16 protein-coding genes are annotated in these 15,627 nt (G+C 72.9%); 8 read left to right on the top strand and 8 right to left on the bottom strand.

The window, feature by feature from the left end; translation table 11 throughout:
• Nucleotides 1-19: 19 nt before the first annotated feature.
• From sufU to CPH93_RS26680, 6 genes are all read left to right on the top strand, one after another.
• Nucleotides 20-478: a Fe-S cluster assembly sulfur transfer protein SufU gene (sufU, locus tag CPH93_RS26655; RefSeq protein WP_093482594.1), complete on the top strand. Its 459-nt coding sequence runs from the start codon at nt 20-22 to the stop codon at nt 476-478.
• Nucleotides 475-810: a metal-sulfur cluster assembly factor gene (locus tag CPH93_RS26660; protein ID WP_006606317.1), complete on the top strand. Its 336-nt coding sequence runs from the start codon at nt 475-477 to the stop codon at nt 808-810. Before sufU ends, CPH93_RS26660 begins: the two co-directional genes overlap by 4 nt.
• Before the next feature lie 140 nt (nt 811-950).
• On the top strand, nt 951-1,271 hold the full coding sequence (locus CPH93_RS26665; RefSeq protein ID WP_093482593.1) for a DMT family transporter: 321 nt from the start codon (nt 951-953) through the stop codon (nt 1,269-1,271).
• The gene (locus tag CPH93_RS26670) at nt 1,271-1,810 is read left to right on the top strand and encodes a TetR/AcrR family transcriptional regulator (protein WP_093482592.1); all 540 of its coding nucleotides are present in this window, start codon (nt 1,271-1,273) and stop codon (nt 1,808-1,810) included. The genes CPH93_RS26665 and CPH93_RS26670 overlap by 1 nt, the downstream gene beginning before the upstream one ends.
• A 119-nt stretch (nt 1,811-1,929) precedes the next feature.
• Nucleotides 1,930-2,937 carry a 2,3,4,5-tetrahydropyridine-2,6-dicarboxylate N-succinyltransferase gene (dapD, locus tag CPH93_RS26675; protein WP_093482591.1) on the top strand — a complete coding sequence of 336 codons (1,008 nt, stop codon included), beginning with the start codon at nt 1,930-1,932 and terminating at the stop codon, nt 2,935-2,937.
• Between the two features lie 99 nt (nt 2,938-3,036).
• Nucleotides 3,037-4,053 (top strand): EI24 domain-containing protein, encoded by a 1,017-nt coding sequence (locus tag CPH93_RS26680; protein WP_231976962.1) that lies wholly within the window; start codon nt 3,037-3,039, stop codon nt 4,051-4,053.
• Here the strand turns inward: CPH93_RS26680 and dapA are convergent.
• From dapA to CPH93_RS26690, 3 genes are all read right to left on the bottom strand, one after another.
• Complete coding sequence (gene dapA / locus CPH93_RS26685; protein ID WP_096214287.1) at nt 3,965-4,930, bottom strand: 4-hydroxy-tetrahydrodipicolinate synthase; 966 nt, start codon at nt 4,928-4,930, stop codon at nt 3,965-3,967. The two genes, CPH93_RS26680 and dapA, sit on opposite strands and share 89 nt — an antisense overlap.
• Before the next feature lie 151 nt (nt 4,931-5,081).
• Nucleotides 5,082-5,231, bottom strand: coding sequence for a hypothetical protein (locus CPH93_RS36285; protein WP_167511565.1), 150 nt, complete (start codon nt 5,229-5,231; stop codon nt 5,082-5,084).
• 126 nt (nt 5,232-5,357) lie between these two features.
• Complete coding sequence (locus CPH93_RS26690) at nt 5,358-7,196, bottom strand: endonuclease/exonuclease/phosphatase family protein (protein WP_096214288.1); 1,839 nt, start codon at nt 7,194-7,196, stop codon at nt 5,358-5,360.
• Between the two features lie 220 nt (nt 7,197-7,416).
• Between CPH93_RS26690 and CPH93_RS26695 the strand changes: the two genes are divergently transcribed.
• Both CPH93_RS26695 and CPH93_RS26700 read left to right on the top strand, forming a co-directional pair.
• A complete protein-coding gene (locus CPH93_RS26695; protein ID WP_096214289.1) occupies nt 7,417-8,910 on the top strand; it encodes a hypothetical protein in 1,494 nt (497 codons plus the stop codon).
• Between the two features lie 429 nt (nt 8,911-9,339).
• Nucleotides 9,340-10,791 (top strand): alkaline phosphatase PhoX, encoded by a 1,452-nt coding sequence (locus CPH93_RS26700; RefSeq protein ID WP_093482588.1) that lies wholly within the window; start codon nt 9,340-9,342, stop codon nt 10,789-10,791.
• A gap of 54 nt (nt 10,792-10,845) precedes the next feature.
• On the opposite strand, the gene CPH93_RS26705 is transcribed toward CPH93_RS26700, so the two are convergent.
• The 5 genes from CPH93_RS26705 to CPH93_RS26725 all read right to left on the bottom strand — a co-directional run bounded on the left by CPH93_RS26705 (nt 10,846) and on the right by CPH93_RS26725 (nt 15,605).
• Nucleotides 10,846-11,703: a class I SAM-dependent methyltransferase gene (locus CPH93_RS26705; RefSeq protein WP_093482587.1), complete on the bottom strand. Its 858-nt coding sequence runs from the start codon at nt 11,701-11,703 to the stop codon at nt 10,846-10,848.
• Nucleotides 11,704-11,840: 137 nt separating this feature from the next.
• Nucleotides 11,841-13,073, bottom strand: a complete 1,233-nt coding sequence (locus CPH93_RS26710; RefSeq protein ID WP_096214290.1) for a TerD family protein — start codon at nt 13,071-13,073, stop codon at nt 11,841-11,843.
• 73 nt (nt 13,074-13,146) lie between these two features.
• On the bottom strand, nt 13,147-13,419 hold the full coding sequence (locus tag CPH93_RS26715; protein WP_093482585.1) for a GlsB/YeaQ/YmgE family stress response membrane protein: 273 nt from the start codon (nt 13,417-13,419) through the stop codon (nt 13,147-13,149).
• Nucleotides 13,420-13,589: 170 nt separating this feature from the next.
• Nucleotides 13,590-14,300, bottom strand: coding sequence for a response regulator (locus CPH93_RS26720; RefSeq protein ID WP_096214291.1), 711 nt, complete (start codon nt 14,298-14,300; stop codon nt 13,590-13,592).
• Nucleotides 14,301-14,348: 48 nt separating this feature from the next.
• On the bottom strand, nt 14,349-15,605 hold the full coding sequence (locus tag CPH93_RS26725) for a sensor histidine kinase (protein WP_096214292.1): 1,257 nt from the start codon (nt 15,603-15,605) through the stop codon (nt 14,349-14,351).
• Nucleotides 15,606-15,627 lie beyond the last annotated feature (22 nt).

Raw genomic sequence — 15,627 nt, forward strand, 5'->3', positions numbered from 1 at the left:
GACGAGGACTGACTGAGCCGTGAAGCTGGATTCCATGTACCAGGACGTCATCCTGGACCACTACAAGCACCCGCACGGGCGCGGTCTTCGGGACGGCGACGCCGAGGTGCACCATGTCAACCCCACCTGCGGTGACGAGATCACGCTGCGTGTGCGGCTCGACGGCACGACGATCGAGGACGTCTCCTACGAGGGCCAGGGCTGCTCCATCAGCCAGGCCAGCGCGTCGGTGCTCAACGACCTCCTGGTGGGCAAGCAGCTCGGGGACGCGCAGAAGATCCAGGAGACCTTCCTGGAGCTGATGCAGTCCAAGGGCCAGGTGGAGCCGGATGACGCGATGGAGGAGATCCTGGAGGACGCGGTGGCGTTCGCCGGTGTCTCCAAGTACCCGGCGCGCGTGAAGTGCGCGTTGCTCAGCTGGATGGCCTGGAAGGACGCCACGGCCAAGGCCCTCTCCGAGGAGGCGAAGACCGCATGACCGACACCCCGACCACCACCAAGCCGGCCTCGGAGGAAGAGGTCCGCGAGGCGCTGTACGACGTCGTGGACCCCGAGCTGGGCATCGATGTCGTCAACCTGGGGCTGATCTACGGCATCCACATCGATGACGCCAACATCGCGACCATCGACATGACGCTGACCTCCGCGGCCTGCCCGCTGACCGACGTCATCGAGGACCAGGCGAAGTCCGCCACGGACGGCATCGTCAGCGAACTGAAGATCAACTGGGTCTGGATGCCCCCGTGGGGCCCGGACAAGATCACCGACGACGGCCGCGAGCAGCTCCGCGCGCTGGGCTTCAACGTCTGACGAGATCTCCCTGAGCAATACGGCCGTGCCCGCCAGCCACCACTGGCGGGCGCGGCCGTTTCGCGTGGCGGGGCCGAGGGGTGTTGCGGGGCCCGCACGGATATGTACGCCCGTACGCAACGTTGTGTACGCTCGTACGCATGGCCTATCTCTTGCTCGCCGGAGCGATCCTGTCCGAGGTCCTCGCGACCACCGCGATGAAGTACAGCGACGGCTTCAGCCGGCTGTGGCCGTCGGTGGGCACCGCGGCGGGCTACGTTGTCGCCTTCGTGCTGCTCGCGCAGACGCTCAAGTCGATGAGTGTCGGCACCGCGTACGCCATCTGGGCCGGGGTCGGCACGGCGCTGATCGCCGCGATCGGGATGGTGTTCCTGGGGGAGAGCGCCAGTGGGCTCAAGGTTCTCGGGGTGGTGCTGGTCATCGCCGGGGTCGTGGTGCTGAACATGGACGGGGCGCACTGATGGGGCGGCGCCATGACCCCGGACGGCGGCAGCGGATCATCGACGCGGCGATCGCCGTGGTCGGCGAGCGCGGGATCGCCGGGCTGAGTCATCGGTCGGTGGCCGCCGCGGCCGATGTGCCGCTCGGCTCGACCACGTACCACTTCGCGACCCTCGACGAGCTGCTGATCGCCGCGCTGCGGCAGGTCAACGGCGAGTGGCTGGCCGACTTCGCGCGCTGGGTGGAGGGGCTCGATCCGGCGGTGCCGCTCACCGACGAGGTGGCCCGGTTCGTCGAGGAGACCCTGACCGGGGACCGCTCGCGGTTGGAGCTGGAGTACGAGCTGTATCTGGCGGCGCTGCGGCGCGAGGCGGTGCGGCCGATCGCGGCCGAGTGCCTGGACGAGATGGTGCGGCTGCTGGGCCGGCGGATCGGTGACGAGCGGACCGCGCGCGCCGTGGTGGCCGTCGCGGACGGGCTGCTGCTTCAGCATCTGCTGACCGGCGCGCCCTTCGAACCCGCCGTGGTGCGGGACGGGCTGGCCGGGGTCCTGGGCTGACCGGCGGGCGGGCGGCGGGGCTCGTGCGGTCGTACGAGGCCGGTGGTGCGACCGTACGGCCGGGCCCGATCGCTGAGACCGGTTCGCCTCGACGGGCGCCCTCCGGTTAGGTTTCGAGCATGACCGATGCTGCTGTTTCCGCTGCTTCTTCCCGTACCACCGGCGCCGTCGCCGCCGGGCTCGCCACCGTCACCTCCGACGGCACCGTTCTCGACACCTGGTTCCCAGCGCCCGAGCTGGTCTCTGCCGCGGACCTCGGGCCGGCCGGCACCGAGCACCTCGACGACGCGCGCGCCACCGAGCTGCTGGGCGCCACCGTGCTCAAGGCGATCGGCCCCGACCCGGTCCGCCAGGTCGAGGTCGTCGCCGTCCGTACGGTCATCGCCTCCCTCGACGACAAGCCGCTGGACGCGCACGACGCCTACCTGCGCCTCCACCTGCTCAGCCACCGGCTGGTCAAGCCGCACGGGCAGAACCTGGAGGGCGTGTTCGGCCTGCTGGCCAACGTCGCCTGGAGCTCGCTGGGCCCGGTGGCCGTCGACCAGGTGGAGACGGTGCGCCTCAACGCCCGCGCCGAGGGGCTGCATCTCCAGGTCACCAGCATCGACAAGTTCCCGCGGATGACCGACTACGTCGCGCCCGCCGGGGTGCGGATCGCGGACGCCGACCGGGTGCGCCTGGGCGCGCACCTCGCGGCCGGCACCACCGTCATGCACGAGGGCTTCGTCAACTTCAACGCCGGGACGCTGGGCACCTCCATGGTCGAGGGCCGGATCAGCGCGGGTGTCGTCATCGGTGACGGCTCCGACGTCGGCGGCGGCGCCTCCACCATGGGCACCCTGTCCGGCGGCGGCAAGCAGATCATCTCGGTCGGCGAGCGCTGCCTGCTCGGCGCCGAGTCGGGCATCGGGATCGCGCTGGGCGACGAGTGCGTCGTCGAGGCCGGTCTGTATGTGACCGCGGGTACCCGGGTCACCCTGCCCGACGGCCAGATCGTCAAGGCCCTGGAGCTCTCCGGCGCGGACAACATCCTCTTCCGCCGCAACTCCACCACCGGCACCGTCGAGGCCCGCCCGAACAAGGCGACCTGGGGCGGCCTCAACGAGGTCCTGCACAGCCACAACTGAGCGCATACGGCAGCACCGACGGCCCGGCGGACGCCCCGCCGGGCCGTCGGCGGTGCGGCCGCCGTCCCGGGCCCGGGCGGGCGCCGATAGGCTTGCGCCATGCGTGATCTTGTAGCGGGGATACGGTATCTGGGCAAGGGCCAGCGCTGGGTCGCCCAGCACGGCCGGTGGTGGGGATTCGGACTGATTCCGGCGCTCATCGCCCTGGTGCTGTATGCGGGGGTGCTCACCGCGCTCGCCCTGTGGTCCGGCGACATCGCGGCCTGGGCGACGCCGTTCGCCGACGGCTGGGGTGAGCCCTGGCAGGGGCTGCTGCGCGGGGTGTTCGTGGCGCTGCTGTTCGCCGGCGGGCTGACGCTCTCCGTGCTGACCTTCACCGCCGTCACCCTGCTGATCGGCGACCCCTTCTACGAGTCGCTGTCCCGGGCGGTCGAGGAGTCCGAGGGGCACTGTCCGCCGGACCCGGACCGGCCGCTGTGGCAGGAGATCGGGATCGCGCTGCGCGACAGCGTGCATGTGCTGCTGCGGGCCGCCGGCTTCGGAATCCTGCTGTTCGTGCTCGGGTTCGTGCCGTTCCTCGGGCAGACGGTGATCCCCGCCGTCGGCTTCTGCGTCTCCGGCTTCTTCCTCGCCGTCGAGCTGACCTCGGTGGCCATGCAGCGCCGGGAGGTCCCGGTGCGCGAGCGGCTGCGGCTGCTGCGGGGGCGCAAGGGGCTCGCCGTCGGCTTCGGCACCCCCGTCGTGCTGCTGTTCCTGATCCCCTTCGTCGCGGTGGTGCTGATGCCGGGCGCGGTGGCCGGGGCGACGCTGCTGGTGCGGGATCTGGTGCCGGACGGCAGCGAGCCGCCGGCGCCGGACGAGGGCACGGCCGCGGCCGGGCCGGAGCCGGCCGCGCCCTACTACGGGCAGACCGGGGCGCCGTACGGGCAGCACGGAGCTGGGGCGCCCTACGGGCAGCACGGCGCCGCGGCGCCCGGTCAGCCCGGTGCGCAGGGCGGATTCGGCCCCGCGCCCGCGCCCTTCCCGCCTAGCCAGGGACAGTCGCAGGCACCGCGGTATCCGCATCCGCCGTCCGGTCCAGGGTCGTCCGCAGGGCGTCCACCAGCCGGCTGGTGAGCGCGGCGTCCGCCGCCAGCAGCGGGCCGCGGACCGGTCCCGCGGGCAGGCCGAGGTGGTTCAGCAGCGCCTTCGCGGTGACCGTGCCGGGCGTCTCGGTGCCGGTCACCGCCTCGATGAGGGGGACCAGGGCGAGCTGACGGCGGGCCGCCTCGGCGGTGTCCCCGGCGTCATAGGCGTCCAGGACGGCGCACACCGCCCGCGGCGCGGCGTTGGCGGCGGTGCTGATGCAGCCGGCGCCGCCGAGGGCGCGCAGCGGCAGGATCTGCTCGTCGCAGCCCGCGTAGTAGGCCAGGCCCGTCGCGGCCAGCACCTTCGCCGACTTCAGCAGGTCGTTGCCGCAGTCCTTGACCGCGGCGACCCGCGGGTGGGCGGCCAGCCGCAGCAGGGTGGCGGCACTCAGCGCGGTGCCGGTGCGGCCCGGGATGTCGTAGAGCATCACCGGCAGCCCGGTGGCGTCCGCGACCGTTCGCAGGTGCTGGGTGACGGCTTCTTGGGTGGGCCGTGAGTAGTACGGCGTGACCACCAACAGGCCGTGTGCGCCCGCCCGTTCGGCGCTGCGGGCCAGCGCGACGGAGTGCCGGGTGTCGCTGGTGCCGACGCCGGCGGTGATTCTCGCCCGGTCCCCGACGGCCTCGACGACGGCCCGCAGCAGGGCCTCCTTCTCGGCGTCCGAGGTGGTCGGGGCCTCCCCGGTGGTGCCGCTCAGCACCAGCGCGTCGCAGCCGCCGTCGTCGACGAGGTGGGTGGCGAGCTGCTGTGCGCCGTCGGTGTCGAGCTCCCCGTCGGCGGTGAACGGGGTGATCATGGCGGTCGCGGTACGGCCGAAGGGCGATACGGCCCTCCGGGGTGCGAGGTGATCGGTCACGGAGGTCATGCCAGGAGTCTGAAGGCGCCTCATATTTCACGTCCAGTTAGTTGTTCTGGCTGATTCGTTAAGCACTGCTGCTGTGACCCGGGTGTGGTGGCGGAACGCGGAACGGCCGCCGCACCTTCGGTGCGACGGCCGCTCGGGCATCACAGGCCCATCACGCGTCAGTCAGGCCATTCCGCGAACGCTTCAGGTCCTGGGTCCGCTCGGAAGCGGACTCCTCCGACGACTTCGGCTTCCGCTGGTCGGCGCGCCGCTCGGCGGCACGGTCCTTGTTGCCCGACTTACGGTTCTGGGACTTCGGCATGGTGACTCCCTATGTCTCGCCGAATGTTTCTTACGTGCCCAGTACCGCATCCCCGGCGGCAGTCGGCCCCCGGACGTGGGCCGTCGGAGTGACGAGGGAGTCACGCGGGGTGACCCGTGGCGGGGCTCACGGCCGGATGCGCAGCACCTGCGGATCGTGGTCGCTGGCCTGGTCGGCGTACTCGGAGTTGAGGTGCACGATGTCGTAGTCGGCCCTGGTCAGCGGGCGAGTGGTGAGCATGTGGTCGAGCACCTGCGAGTTGCCGTTGTAGACGTAGCCGTAGCGCTCGGCGGCCGGCAGCCGGTTGACCTGGTCGGTGAGCACGCCGCCGGCGGTGAGGTTCTTCAGGGCCGGCGAGAACTGGTAGTCGTTGAGGTCACCGGCCACCACCACACCGGCCTTCGGGTCCTTGGCCAGCAGCTCCTTGACGAACCCGTTGACCAGCTTGGCCTGTGCGGTGCGCTGGGTCTCCGAGCTCCGCGCCGGTGGCTGGAAACGGCTGTCCATGCCCTGGTCGCCGCCCTTGGAGTTGAAGTGGTTGGCGATCACGAAGACCCGACTGCCCGGCCGGCTCTTCAGCGCGAACTGGCCGACAAGGGGCTTGCGGCTGGTCTTCCACGCCTCGTCGGTGGGCGCGATCCGGCCCGGGGAGGCGGACAGCGTGACCTTGCCGTGGTCGTCGACCACCTTCACCGGGGTGGTGGCGTCGCCGCCCTTGATGTCCGTGAAGGACACCCGGTCGGGGTTGAACAGGAACGCCGTGCGGATGTTGCCGCCGGGCTGGCCGCCGTCCTGGTCGTTGACCGGGTCGATCTGCCGCGCCTCGTACGCCGGGCCGCCGGCCGCCTTGATGGCGTCGGTCAGCTTCTTGAGGGTCTCCCCGGCGGTGACCACCCCGTTGTCCTTGGGGCCGCTGTCGTCCTGGACCTCCTCCAGCGCCACGACGTCGGGGGCGGACAGGTTGTGCACCAGCGCCTTGGCCAGCCGGTCGAACTTGGCCTGCGGGGTGGCGGGGGAGAGGTTCTCGACGTTGTAGGTGGCCACCGCCAGCTCGTCGGACTTCTGCTTGCGGGTGCTCTCCGGCGCCGGGCCGTGGTCGGTGAGCTTGCCCAGTTCGGTGGCCTGGAGGGTGTAGCCGCCGAAGTTGTCGTAGTCCAGCGGCCCGGCGGTGGTGCCGGTCAGCGCCTGGCCGACATCGGCCACCGGGAACGGCTGCTGCGAGAACGGGATCAGCGACCCCACCTTGATCCGGCCACCGTTGGGGTCCGCGTACGAGCGGTAGAGCGTCCCGCCGCGGGTCGTGCGGTCGTGGCCGGGCTCGGCGGTCACCCACAGCTCGTGGTACTTGCTGGTCGGGCCGACGACCGGCGCGTTGGAGACCGCGACCCGCATGCCCTCCAGGGACTCATAGCGGTCCAGGGCGTACGAGGCGGGGCGCAGCTTCAGCGACTCGATGCTCTTGCCGCCCGCGGCGGGGGCGTAACGGCCGGGCACCGAGGCCGGGTTGAGCTTGAAGGCGGCCGGCAGCGGGGCGTCGGCGGAGACCGTCTTCCAGGTCGCGCCGGTGATCTCGGTGACGGACTGCAGACCGGCGTCCTTGCCGCCCGGGTAGTACTCGCTGACCGTGCCGGAGAACGTGATGGCGTCGCCGACGGCGACCTTCGGCGTCTCCTTGCCGGTGAAGACGAAGACCGCCTCACTGGTGGCGGGGTTCTTGTCCGGGTGCGGGTCCTGCACCCAGAAGCCGCGCGCCGAGCCGAACGAGCGGATCGCGGTGACCGTGCCGGGCACCTCGCTGACCTGCTGTCCGGCCAGCGGGGATATTCGGGTGCTGCCTTGTATGTCGTGGATCCGGGTGCCGGCCGCGGAGGCGGACTGCGTGGTGATCAGCAGTCCGCCGGCCAGGGCGGCACCGGCCAGCGCGCTGACGGCGAGCGGCCTGCGGAGCGAACGACGGGACGGCATGGATGCCTCCGAGGGGGTGATGGGGGGTGGACGGTGCAGCGGGCCTACGGAGCGGTAACCGGCGCGCTACGCGCGTCAATCTCTTGTGTACGCACGGGAGTTGTCAAGACTCCGCGGGTGTCCGGCGGGAGGCGCCGGGGTGAACCGTCCGAGATACGGAGAATTCCGTCTACGCTTGGGCGCGCACGAGCCCGTAGCCGTTCGAGGAGCTGAGCACCCGATGTCCGCAGACCGTCCCACCCTGCCGCCGGTGCGGCTGCACTCCGAAGCGGAGCTGGCCCGGGACGCACTGAGCGCCCCGCTGATGGCCCGGGCCGCGAAGCTCGCCCGCTGGGCCGAGCGGGGCGTCCCGGTCGGGGTGGGCGGCGAGATCCTCCAGGAACCGCTGGCTGCCGCCACCGAGCACCTCGGCCTGGCCGCCGACGAGGACGGCCCCGCGTACACCGCCGAGGCCTGGCAGCTGGCGGTGGACACCGGACTCGTGGAGATCGAGGAGGCGCCCGACGACGAGGACGGCACCGACCTGCCCGACAACGCCGCGGCCGGCACCGCCACCCCCGGCGAGGAGCTGGGCCTGCTCACCTCCGGCAGCCCGCAGGACATCCTCGACATCTGGCTCGGCGGCATGGAGACCGTGCTCGCCGACGCTGCCGCCCCCGACCTCGCCGACCTCGCCGACCAGCTCACCCAGGGCGGCGAGCTGGACCTGGACGCGATCGACTGGAACCCGGAGGAGGAGGCCGAGATGCTGGACGGCATCCTCGGCAACCTCTATCTGCTCACGGCCCTGAACGAGCGCCCCGACCAGGACGTCCCGCTCCCCGCGCTGGCCGCCTCCATGATCGTCCCGGACGACATGGACGAGCCCACCGACGACGTCCTCGAAGAGGTCTCCGAGGCGATGATGCGCCTGGACGACCAGTTCCGGGTGCTGGAGCCGATCGGCCTGGTCGCCTACAAGCCCGTCGACGAGGCGCTCATCGAGGAGCTCGACGAGGACGGCGAGACGGTCCGGACCGCCGAGCCGCTGACGGACGAGGACGTCTCCCGCTACGGCCTGGTCCGCCTCACCCCGCTCGGCGTCTACGCCGTCCGCGCCCGGATGCTGGACGCGGGGGTGCACGCCCCGGCGGTCGGCGATCTCTCCGACAAGGGCGCCGACGTCCTCCTGGAGGCGCTGCCCGACTACCCCGAGCCGCTCGCCCAGGCCGAGTCCGAGCTGTGGCTCGCCGCCCGTACGCCCCTGGACGCCGCGCGGGACCTGCTCGCCGCGGCCCGGGGCGACGACGAGCGGGCCCCGCGCCGCCGGCTCGACGCCCAGCAGACCCTCTCCCTGGTCGCACCGGACGCCGAGGAGGCGCTGCGCGAGGTGCTCGACGACCGGCAGCTGGGCGGTCTGGCCCGGGTCTGGCTCGCCGAGCGCGCGCTGCCCGGCATCCCCGAGCCCTCCCAGGAGATGATCTTCTGGCTGACGGTGGACACTCTCGCGGCGCAGCTGGACAGCGCCGAAGAGGAGGAGGCCACCACCGAGCTGCGCGAGCTGGTCCAGGGCCTGACCGAGCAGCACAGCGGATTCTTCGAGTCGGCCTGGCGGGTGGACCACCCGGCCACCGCCGACGTCCTGGAGGCCATGGGCCGGCTGCACCCGGACAAGAAGGCCGCCAAGGAGGCCCGTAAGGCCGCGTTCAAGGCGCGCTCGCGGCAGTCGGACTGAGTCCCCTAGGGCGTGTCTTTCGGATCAGCCCGGATCAGGCCGTGGCGTCTGGTGCACTGCGTTCGCTGCGCTCACTCCGTCTCGGCTCTTCATTCGCTGTACGGATGCCGAGCTGCATCGCAAGGCGGAGCGTCGCCCTCGGACTGGGTGTCCGTGGGTGATGCGACAACGCCGCGTGGGGGTACCCCCAGCGTTAGCTGGGGGAGTGCCGTGCCAGACGCCACGGGCCCGGGCTGATCCGAAAGACACGCCCTCAGGCACCGGCGGGGCCGGTCCGGCGGAGCAGGGCCCACTGCGGCCCGGTTCCGCCGGACCGGCCCCAACTGCTTCCTGGATGTCGTGCCGCGTTCAACTGGAGTTCGACGGCGCGCGGAAACGTAAGCGGCGCAGGCCCCAGGGGAGAAGAATCCGGCCATCTTGGAGATGACAATGCCGCTCACCCGAAGAGACTTCGCCACGCGTTCCGCTCTCGCCGGCGCGGGGGTTGCGCTGGCCGGCAGCGTCGGGGTGCTGGCCACCGCGCCCGGAGCCCTCGCCGAGGAGCTCCCGGACGCCGGCCCGGACGGCGCGCCGGACGGGACCGCGGCCGGCTACGGCCCGCTGGTCCCCGACCCGGACGGCATCCTCGCGCTGCCCGCCGGGTTCTCGTACCGGATCATCACCCGGACCGGCGTCACCAAGCTCGACAGCGGTGAGTCCACCCCGTCCAACCACGACGGCACCGGCACCTTCGAGGGCCACCGCGGCACCACCCTGCTCGTCAACAACCACGAGCTCAAGGGCCCGCGCACCGACTGGCCGCACCCGGTGCCGCTGACGGAGGGGCTGGTCTACGACCCGGCCGCGGCCGGCGGCTGCACCGTCGTCGAGGTCGCCAAGGACGGCAGCCCGGTCGGCGAGCGGGTCGGCATCGCCGGTACCGCCACCAACTGCGCGGGCGGCACCACCCCTTGGGGCACCTGGCTCACCTGCGAGGAGACCGAGGACAAGGCCGGCGACCACGGCATGACCAAGGACCACGGCTATGTCTTCGAGGTCGACCCGCACGACCTCGCGGCCGGCCGGAACCCCAAGCCGATCAAGGCGCTGGGCCGTTACGCCCACGAGGCCGTCGTCGTCGACCCCCGGCGCGGCCACCTCTTCCTGACCGAGGACGCCGCCGGCCCCAACGGCCTGTTCTACCGCTGGACCCCGCCGCACGGCTTCCGGCACGGCCACGGCCGGCTGCGCACGCTGGCCGACGACGCGGGCGTGCTGGAGGCCTTCAAGTGCTTCGACTCCGGCGGCCGGTTCGTCGACGACCTCTCACGCGCCACCAAGACCGGCACCGTCTACGGCGTCGACTGGGTCGAGGTGCCCGACCGCGACGCCCGGACGGTCTCGGTCCGCAAGCAGTTCAAGGACGGTGAGGTCACCCGCGCCCGCAAGCTGGAGGGCCTGTGGTGGGCGGACGGCGGCGCCTACGTCGTGTCCTCCTACGCCCGCGCCGAGAGCCCCGTCCCGCACGACGGGCAGGTGTGGTTCTACGACCCGCGGCGCCGGACCCTGACCCTGAAGGTGCTGCTGGGCGTCAACCAGGACCCTGCCAAGGACGGCGCGCTGGACGGCCCGGACAACATCACCGTCTCGCCCTACGGCGGCCTGATCATCGCCGAGGACGGCGAGGGCGTGCAGCACCTCTTCGGCGCCACCGACGACGGCCGGACCTACCCCGTCGCCCGCAACGAGCTCAACATCGGCACCGCGGACAAGCCGGAGTTCAGCGAGTTCACCGGTCCGGTGTTCTCCCCGGACGGGCGGACGCTGTTCGCCAACATCCAGGAGCCCGGCATCATGCTGGCCATCACCGGCCCGTGGAAGCGGCAGCGCCGGCAGCGGTAGCCGCCACGGCCGGCGACCTGCGGGCGAGGCCCTCTGCCGTACGGGCGGAGGGCCTCAGCCGGCCGTCGCGGTGAGCACGTAGTAGTCCAGCAGGCCGGTCTCATAGGCCGTCAGATAGCGGCGCGGCCACTCGTCGCGGAGCTCCGGCTGCTGGGCCATATAGCGGTCGTAGGCCTCCCAGACCCCCTTGCCGATCGGCCGGACGCTCACCTGCCGCAGGCCCGCCGCGGAGAGCGTCGCGGCGACCTCGTCGATCACATGCGGCACGTCCAGGCCGTCGGCGTACGGGGGCAGCAGCCCGGGCAGCGCGCGGGCGGCGGCCGGGGTACGGGCGAAGAACGTGGTCAGCGCCAGCCGGCCGCCCGGGCGCAACACCCGCGCCGACTCCCGGGCGAAACCGGGCAGATCGCGGAAGTGCTGCGCCGCCTCGACGGAGAAGAGGCAGTCGACGCTGCCGTCGGGGAGCGGGATCTGCTGCGCCGCGCCCTGGAGGAACTCCAGCCGGCCGGCGGTGTCCGGGGACGCGGCGAGCAGCTCCGCGTTCGCCTTCCTGGCCCGGGCGATCTGGTCGGGGTGCGCATCCAGCCCGATGACCGTGCCCAGGCCGCACTCGCGCAGCGCCAGCGCACAGCCCAGCCCGCGCCCGCAGCCGACCTCCAGCGCGGTGCGGCCCTGCGCCGGCTCGAAGGTCTCGAGCACCAGGCGGTAGAGGTCCTCCTCGCTGCGCACGCGGTCGGCCTCGGTCAGCGGCCGGTCCGCGGGGCCGGTCAGGCCCGCCCAGTAGCCGAAATTGATGAAGCCGCCGGCGAAGGCCGGGACGGTGCTGAGGTCGAGCTCGCCGTAGACCTTCGCGACCCGGTCGGGAAGGTCCGGGGAACCGGCGGGGCCGGCGGGCGGCGGCTGCTGCGTCATCGAACGCTCCTCGTGCGTGCCGTAGGGGACGTGAGGTGAGGGGTGGTGCCGTGACGGGCCGTCAGAATAGCGGGCCCCGCCGCGGACGGCCCCCGCCGCTCGCCGCGGGGCGGGGCCGTCCGGCGGGCGTCACCGGTTCACAGCGCCTGGGCGGCCGGTTTGGTCATGCCGCGTACCGTACGGGCGTCGACGAACTCGCCCAGCGCGGTCATCTCCCACTCGCCGGAGAACTGACGGATGAGCTTCGCCATCATCACGCCCGTACGCGGTTCGGCGTGCGTGAGGTCGAAGCGGACCAGCTCCTCCCCGCTCTGGGCGTCCAGCAGGCGGCAGTACGCCTTGGCGACGTCGGAGAACTTCTGGCCGGAGAAGGAGTTCACGACGAAGACCAGGCCCGTCACCTCCGGGGGCAGCCCGCCGAGATGGACGGTGATCGCCTCGTCGTCGCCGGCGCCCTCGCCGGTGAGGTTGTCGCCGGAGTGCTGGATCGCACCGCCCAGGATCATCAGCTTGCCGAAGAAGCAGTTGTCGACCTTCTTGCGGTCCGGGCCGTAGGCGATGACGGAGGCGTCCAGATCGATGCTCCGGCCCTGGAAGGCGGGCTCCCAGCCGAGGCCCATCCGGACCGAGCTGAGCACCGGACGGCCGCCCTTGACCAGCGACACGGTCTGGTTCTTCTGCAGGCTGACCCGGCCCTTGTCGAGGTTGACCTTGCCGGAGCCGGGGGCCGGGGCGGGCGGCGCGGGAGCCGGAGCCGGGGCCGCCGGCGCGGCGGCGGGCGGCGGGGCGGCCGGGGCCGGGGCGCCGGCGGGCGGTCCCCACGGGGCGGCGGGGGCCGGGGGAGCGGGGGGTGTCTGCGGGGCGGCGGCGGGCGCGGCCGGTTCCTCCACGCTGACGCCGAAGTCGGTGGCGATCCCCGCAAGGCCATTGGCGTAGCCCTGGCCGACCGCGCGGACCTTCCAGGCGCCGCCCCGGCGGTAGATCTCGACGACCACCAGCGCGGTCTCGGTGCCCAGCCGCGGCGGGGTGAAGGAGGCGAGGACGCTGCCGTCGTCGGCGTTGCGGACCGTGCCGGTGGGTTCCGTGCCGGCGAAGGTGGCGCCGGGGGTGTCCAGGCTCGCGGTGACGACGATCTTGTCGATGCCCTCGGGCACCGCGGCGGTGTCCACCGTGATGGTGTCGCCGCCGGCGGCGGCCGCGGAGTGCGTCACGCCCGGTGCGGAGGGCTGGTTGTAGAACACGAAGTCGTCGTCGGAGCGCACCTTGCCGTCGGCGGCGAGCAGCAGGCCCGATACGTCGAGCCGCACGGGGGCGGTGACGTCCACCGCCACCCGCACGGCGCTGAGCGGGAGGTTCGAGCCAGGAGTCATAGCGGTCATGCCGGGGTCAACGATCGGCTCGCCTTTGCGGTTCCATTACCTGCGGCCGGTTGGCCGTCCGCGGTCACCGGCGGTCCCGGGAATTGCCGAACAGCAGCCGGTAGGCGATCAGCAGGACCAGGGCCCCGGCCACCGAGGCGATCCACATGGAGGGTTCGCCGAAGTCCTTGGGTATCGGGCGGTGCAGGAACTTCGTGGAGAGCCAGCCGCCGATGAAGGAGCCCACGATGCCGATCAGGGTCGTACCGACGATCCCGCCCGGGTCCCGGCCCGGCAGCAGGACCTTGGCGATGACGCCTGCGATCAGCCCGAGTACGAGCCAGCTGACGATGCCCATGATGCATTCCTCGTTCCTGCGCGGAGGGTTGGTACACAGATCAGGACGCCGGCCGGGCGGCAGGGGTTCCGTGGCGTGGCACGGGCCACGTGCGCAGGTCACGGCGGTGGGTCGGGCAGTGCGTCCACGGCCGGGGGTGCCGCCGTGGCCGTTGTTGCCGCGGCCCCTCCTCACCCCGGCCGGACGAACCCGCACTCGTACGCGGCGATCACCGCCTGGGTCCGGTCCCGCACCCCGAGCTTGGCCAGTACCCCCGCCACATGGGTCTTGACCGTGGCCGGGCCCACCCCCAGCCGCTGCGCGATCTCGGCGTTCGTCAGCCCCGCCGTCATCAGCCGCAGCACCGCCCGTTCCCGTTCCGACAGCCGGGCCCGCAGCGTCCGCACCGCCTCGTCCGCCGCCCGCTCCCCGGCGTGCCGGGCGGCCAGCCGGCGCACCGCCGCCGGGAACAGCAGCGAGTCGCTGCGCGCCACCAGCTGTACGGCCTGGACCAGTTCCTCCGCGCCGGACCGCTTGAGCAGAAACCCGCTGGCACCGGCCCGCAGCGCGGCATAGACGGCGGCGTCGTTCTCGAAGGTCGTCACCACGATGATGCGCGGCGGCCCGGACATCGAGGCGAGCACCTGCTCGGTCGCCCGGATCCCGTCGATCTCCGGCATCCGGACGTCCATCAGCACGAGGTCCGGGCGCAGTTCCCGGATCAGCGGCACCGCCTCGGCGCCGGTCGCGGCCTCCCCGACGACCTCCATGCCGTCCTCGGCGCCCAGGATCGCGCGCAGCGCGCTGCGCACCAGCTGTTCGTCGTCGGCGAGGACGATGCGCAGCGGACGGGGCGGTTCCCCGTCACCGGCCCGCCGGCCGTCGTTCTGCACGGTGGTCATGCCCCGTTCCCCCTGTTTCCGGCCGGCTGCCCGGCGCCGCTCGGCCCGTCATGTCGTCGCCCCCGGCCCTGGCCCCGCCCCCGCCAGCGGCAGCCGGGCCGTCAGCCGCCACACGCCGTCCTCGGCCGCTGCCGTCGCCCCGCCGCCGAGCAGCCGGGCCCGCTCGGCGATCCCCCGCAGCCCGCGGCCCCCGCCCGCCCGGGCGTCCGGGGCGGCGCGGCCGGCTCCCGGCCCGGCCTCCGGCACCGCATTTTCCACCCGTATCGTCACGTCCGCGTCCGTCACGCGTACGGCCAGCCGGACCGGCACCGGCCCGGCATGCCGCAGCGCATTGCTGAGGCCTTCCTGCACGATCCGGTAGGCCTCCCGTGAGACCACCGGCGGCAGCCCCGTACACCGTCCCTCGATGTCCGCCTCGACCGGTACGCCCGCCGCCCGGGTCCGGTCGAGCAGCGCCGCCAGGCCGTCCAGGGTGGGCGCGGGTGCGGCCGGATCGCTGTCGTCCTCCTCGCGCAACAGGCCCAGTACGGTGTCCAGTTCGGCGACCGCCGCGCGGGTGGTCTCCTCGATGGCGGTCAGTGCCCGGCGGGCGAACTCCGGGTCCGCGTCCAGCACCCGGCGGGCCGCGCCCGCCTGGAGGGTGACCGCGCTCAGCGCATGCCCGACGGCGTCGTGCAGCTCGCGGGCCAGCCGGTTGCGGGACGCCAGATCGGCGGCCCGGCGCTCGGCGGCGGCCAGCCGGTCGGCGGGCGTGGGGCCCAGCAGCACCGGGGCGCAGCGCGCCAGCAGCGCCCCGGCCCCCCAGGAGGTGCCGGCCACCAGGGCCAGCAGCGTCAGCCCCGCGAGCGGTGCCCACGCCCCGTGAAAGGCGTCCGGCCAGCCCAGTCCGGCGTGCCGCAAGGAGCCGGAGAACGGCAGCACCAGCAGCACGACGGCGGCCGGCGGCGCGGCCAGCGTCATCCCGCTGACGATCCCGCCGGCCAGCAGATGCGCCACGAACCACAGCGCGGAACGCCGCCGGGCCGCCCACGAGACGGCCGGCCCCTCGGCCAGCAACTCCGCGGGCACCCCGCACAGCGACCGCACGGCGCTCACCTCCAGCGGCCGCACCAGCGGGAAGAGCAGCGCGGCCAGCGCGGCGACCGGCAGCGCAGCGCCGAAGGCGACGAACTGCCAGCCGACGCTGCGCAGCAGGCCGGCGCCGTCGGCGAGCAGCGGCAGGAAGGCGGAGACCAGCAGGAAGAACGGCATCAACAGCGCGCCGCCCAGCACCAGATGGACCCAGCGCCGGCCGGTCAGCCGCATCGGACGGCCTCGCGTGCGGCGA

Source organism: Streptomyces sp. 2323.1 (assembly GCF_900221035.1).
GTDB classification, from domain to species: Bacteria; Actinomycetota; Actinomycetes; order Streptomycetales; family Streptomycetaceae; genus Streptomyces; species Streptomyces sioyaensis.

Bases quoted from the DNA above. Each gene is read 5' to 3' on its own strand.
- CPH93_RS26705 (WP_093482587.1), bottom strand. From the start codon at position 11,703: ATGACGCAGCAGCCGCCGCCCGCCGGCCCCGCCGGTTCCCCGGACCTT.
- CPH93_RS26660 (WP_006606317.1), top strand. From the start codon at position 475: ATGACCGACACCCCGACCACCACCAAGCCGGCCTCGGAGGAAGAGGTC.
- CPH93_RS36285 (WP_167511565.1), bottom strand. From the start codon at position 5,231: ATGCCGAAGTCCCAGAACCGTAAGTCGGGCAACAAGGACCGTGCCGCC.
- CPH93_RS26670 (WP_093482592.1), top strand. From the start codon at position 1,271: ATGGGGCGGCGCCATGACCCCGGACGGCGGCAGCGGATCATCGACGCG.
- CPH93_RS26680 (WP_231976962.1), top strand. From the start codon at position 3,037: ATGCGTGATCTTGTAGCGGGGATACGGTATCTGGGCAAGGGCCAGCGC.
- CPH93_RS26710 (WP_096214290.1), bottom strand. From the start codon at position 13,073: ATGACTCCTGGCTCGAACCTCCCGCTCAGCGCCGTGCGGGTGGCGGTG.
- CPH93_RS26725 (WP_096214292.1), bottom strand. From the start codon at position 15,605: ATGCGGCTGACCGGCCGGCGCTGGGTCCATCTGGTGCTGGGCGGCGCG.
- CPH93_RS26700 (WP_093482588.1), top strand. From the start codon at position 9,340: ATGCCGCTCACCCGAAGAGACTTCGCCACGCGTTCCGCTCTCGCCGGC.
- dapA (WP_096214287.1), bottom strand. From the start codon at position 4,930: ATGACCTCCGTGACCGATCACCTCGCACCCCGGAGGGCCGTATCGCCC.
- dapD (WP_093482591.1), top strand. From the start codon at position 1,930: ATGACCGATGCTGCTGTTTCCGCTGCTTCTTCCCGTACCACCGGCGCC.
- CPH93_RS26715 (WP_093482585.1), bottom strand. From the start codon at position 13,419: ATGGGCATCGTCAGCTGGCTCGTACTCGGGCTGATCGCAGGCGTCATC.
- CPH93_RS26695 (WP_096214289.1), top strand. From the start codon at position 7,417: ATGTCCGCAGACCGTCCCACCCTGCCGCCGGTGCGGCTGCACTCCGAA.
- CPH93_RS26720 (WP_096214291.1), bottom strand. From the start codon at position 14,300: ATGACCACCGTGCAGAACGACGGCCGGCGGGCCGGTGACGGGGAACCG.
- CPH93_RS26690 (WP_096214288.1), bottom strand. From the start codon at position 7,196: ATGCCGTCCCGTCGTTCGCTCCGCAGGCCGCTCGCCGTCAGCGCGCTG.
- CPH93_RS26665 (WP_093482593.1), top strand. From the start codon at position 951: ATGGCCTATCTCTTGCTCGCCGGAGCGATCCTGTCCGAGGTCCTCGCG.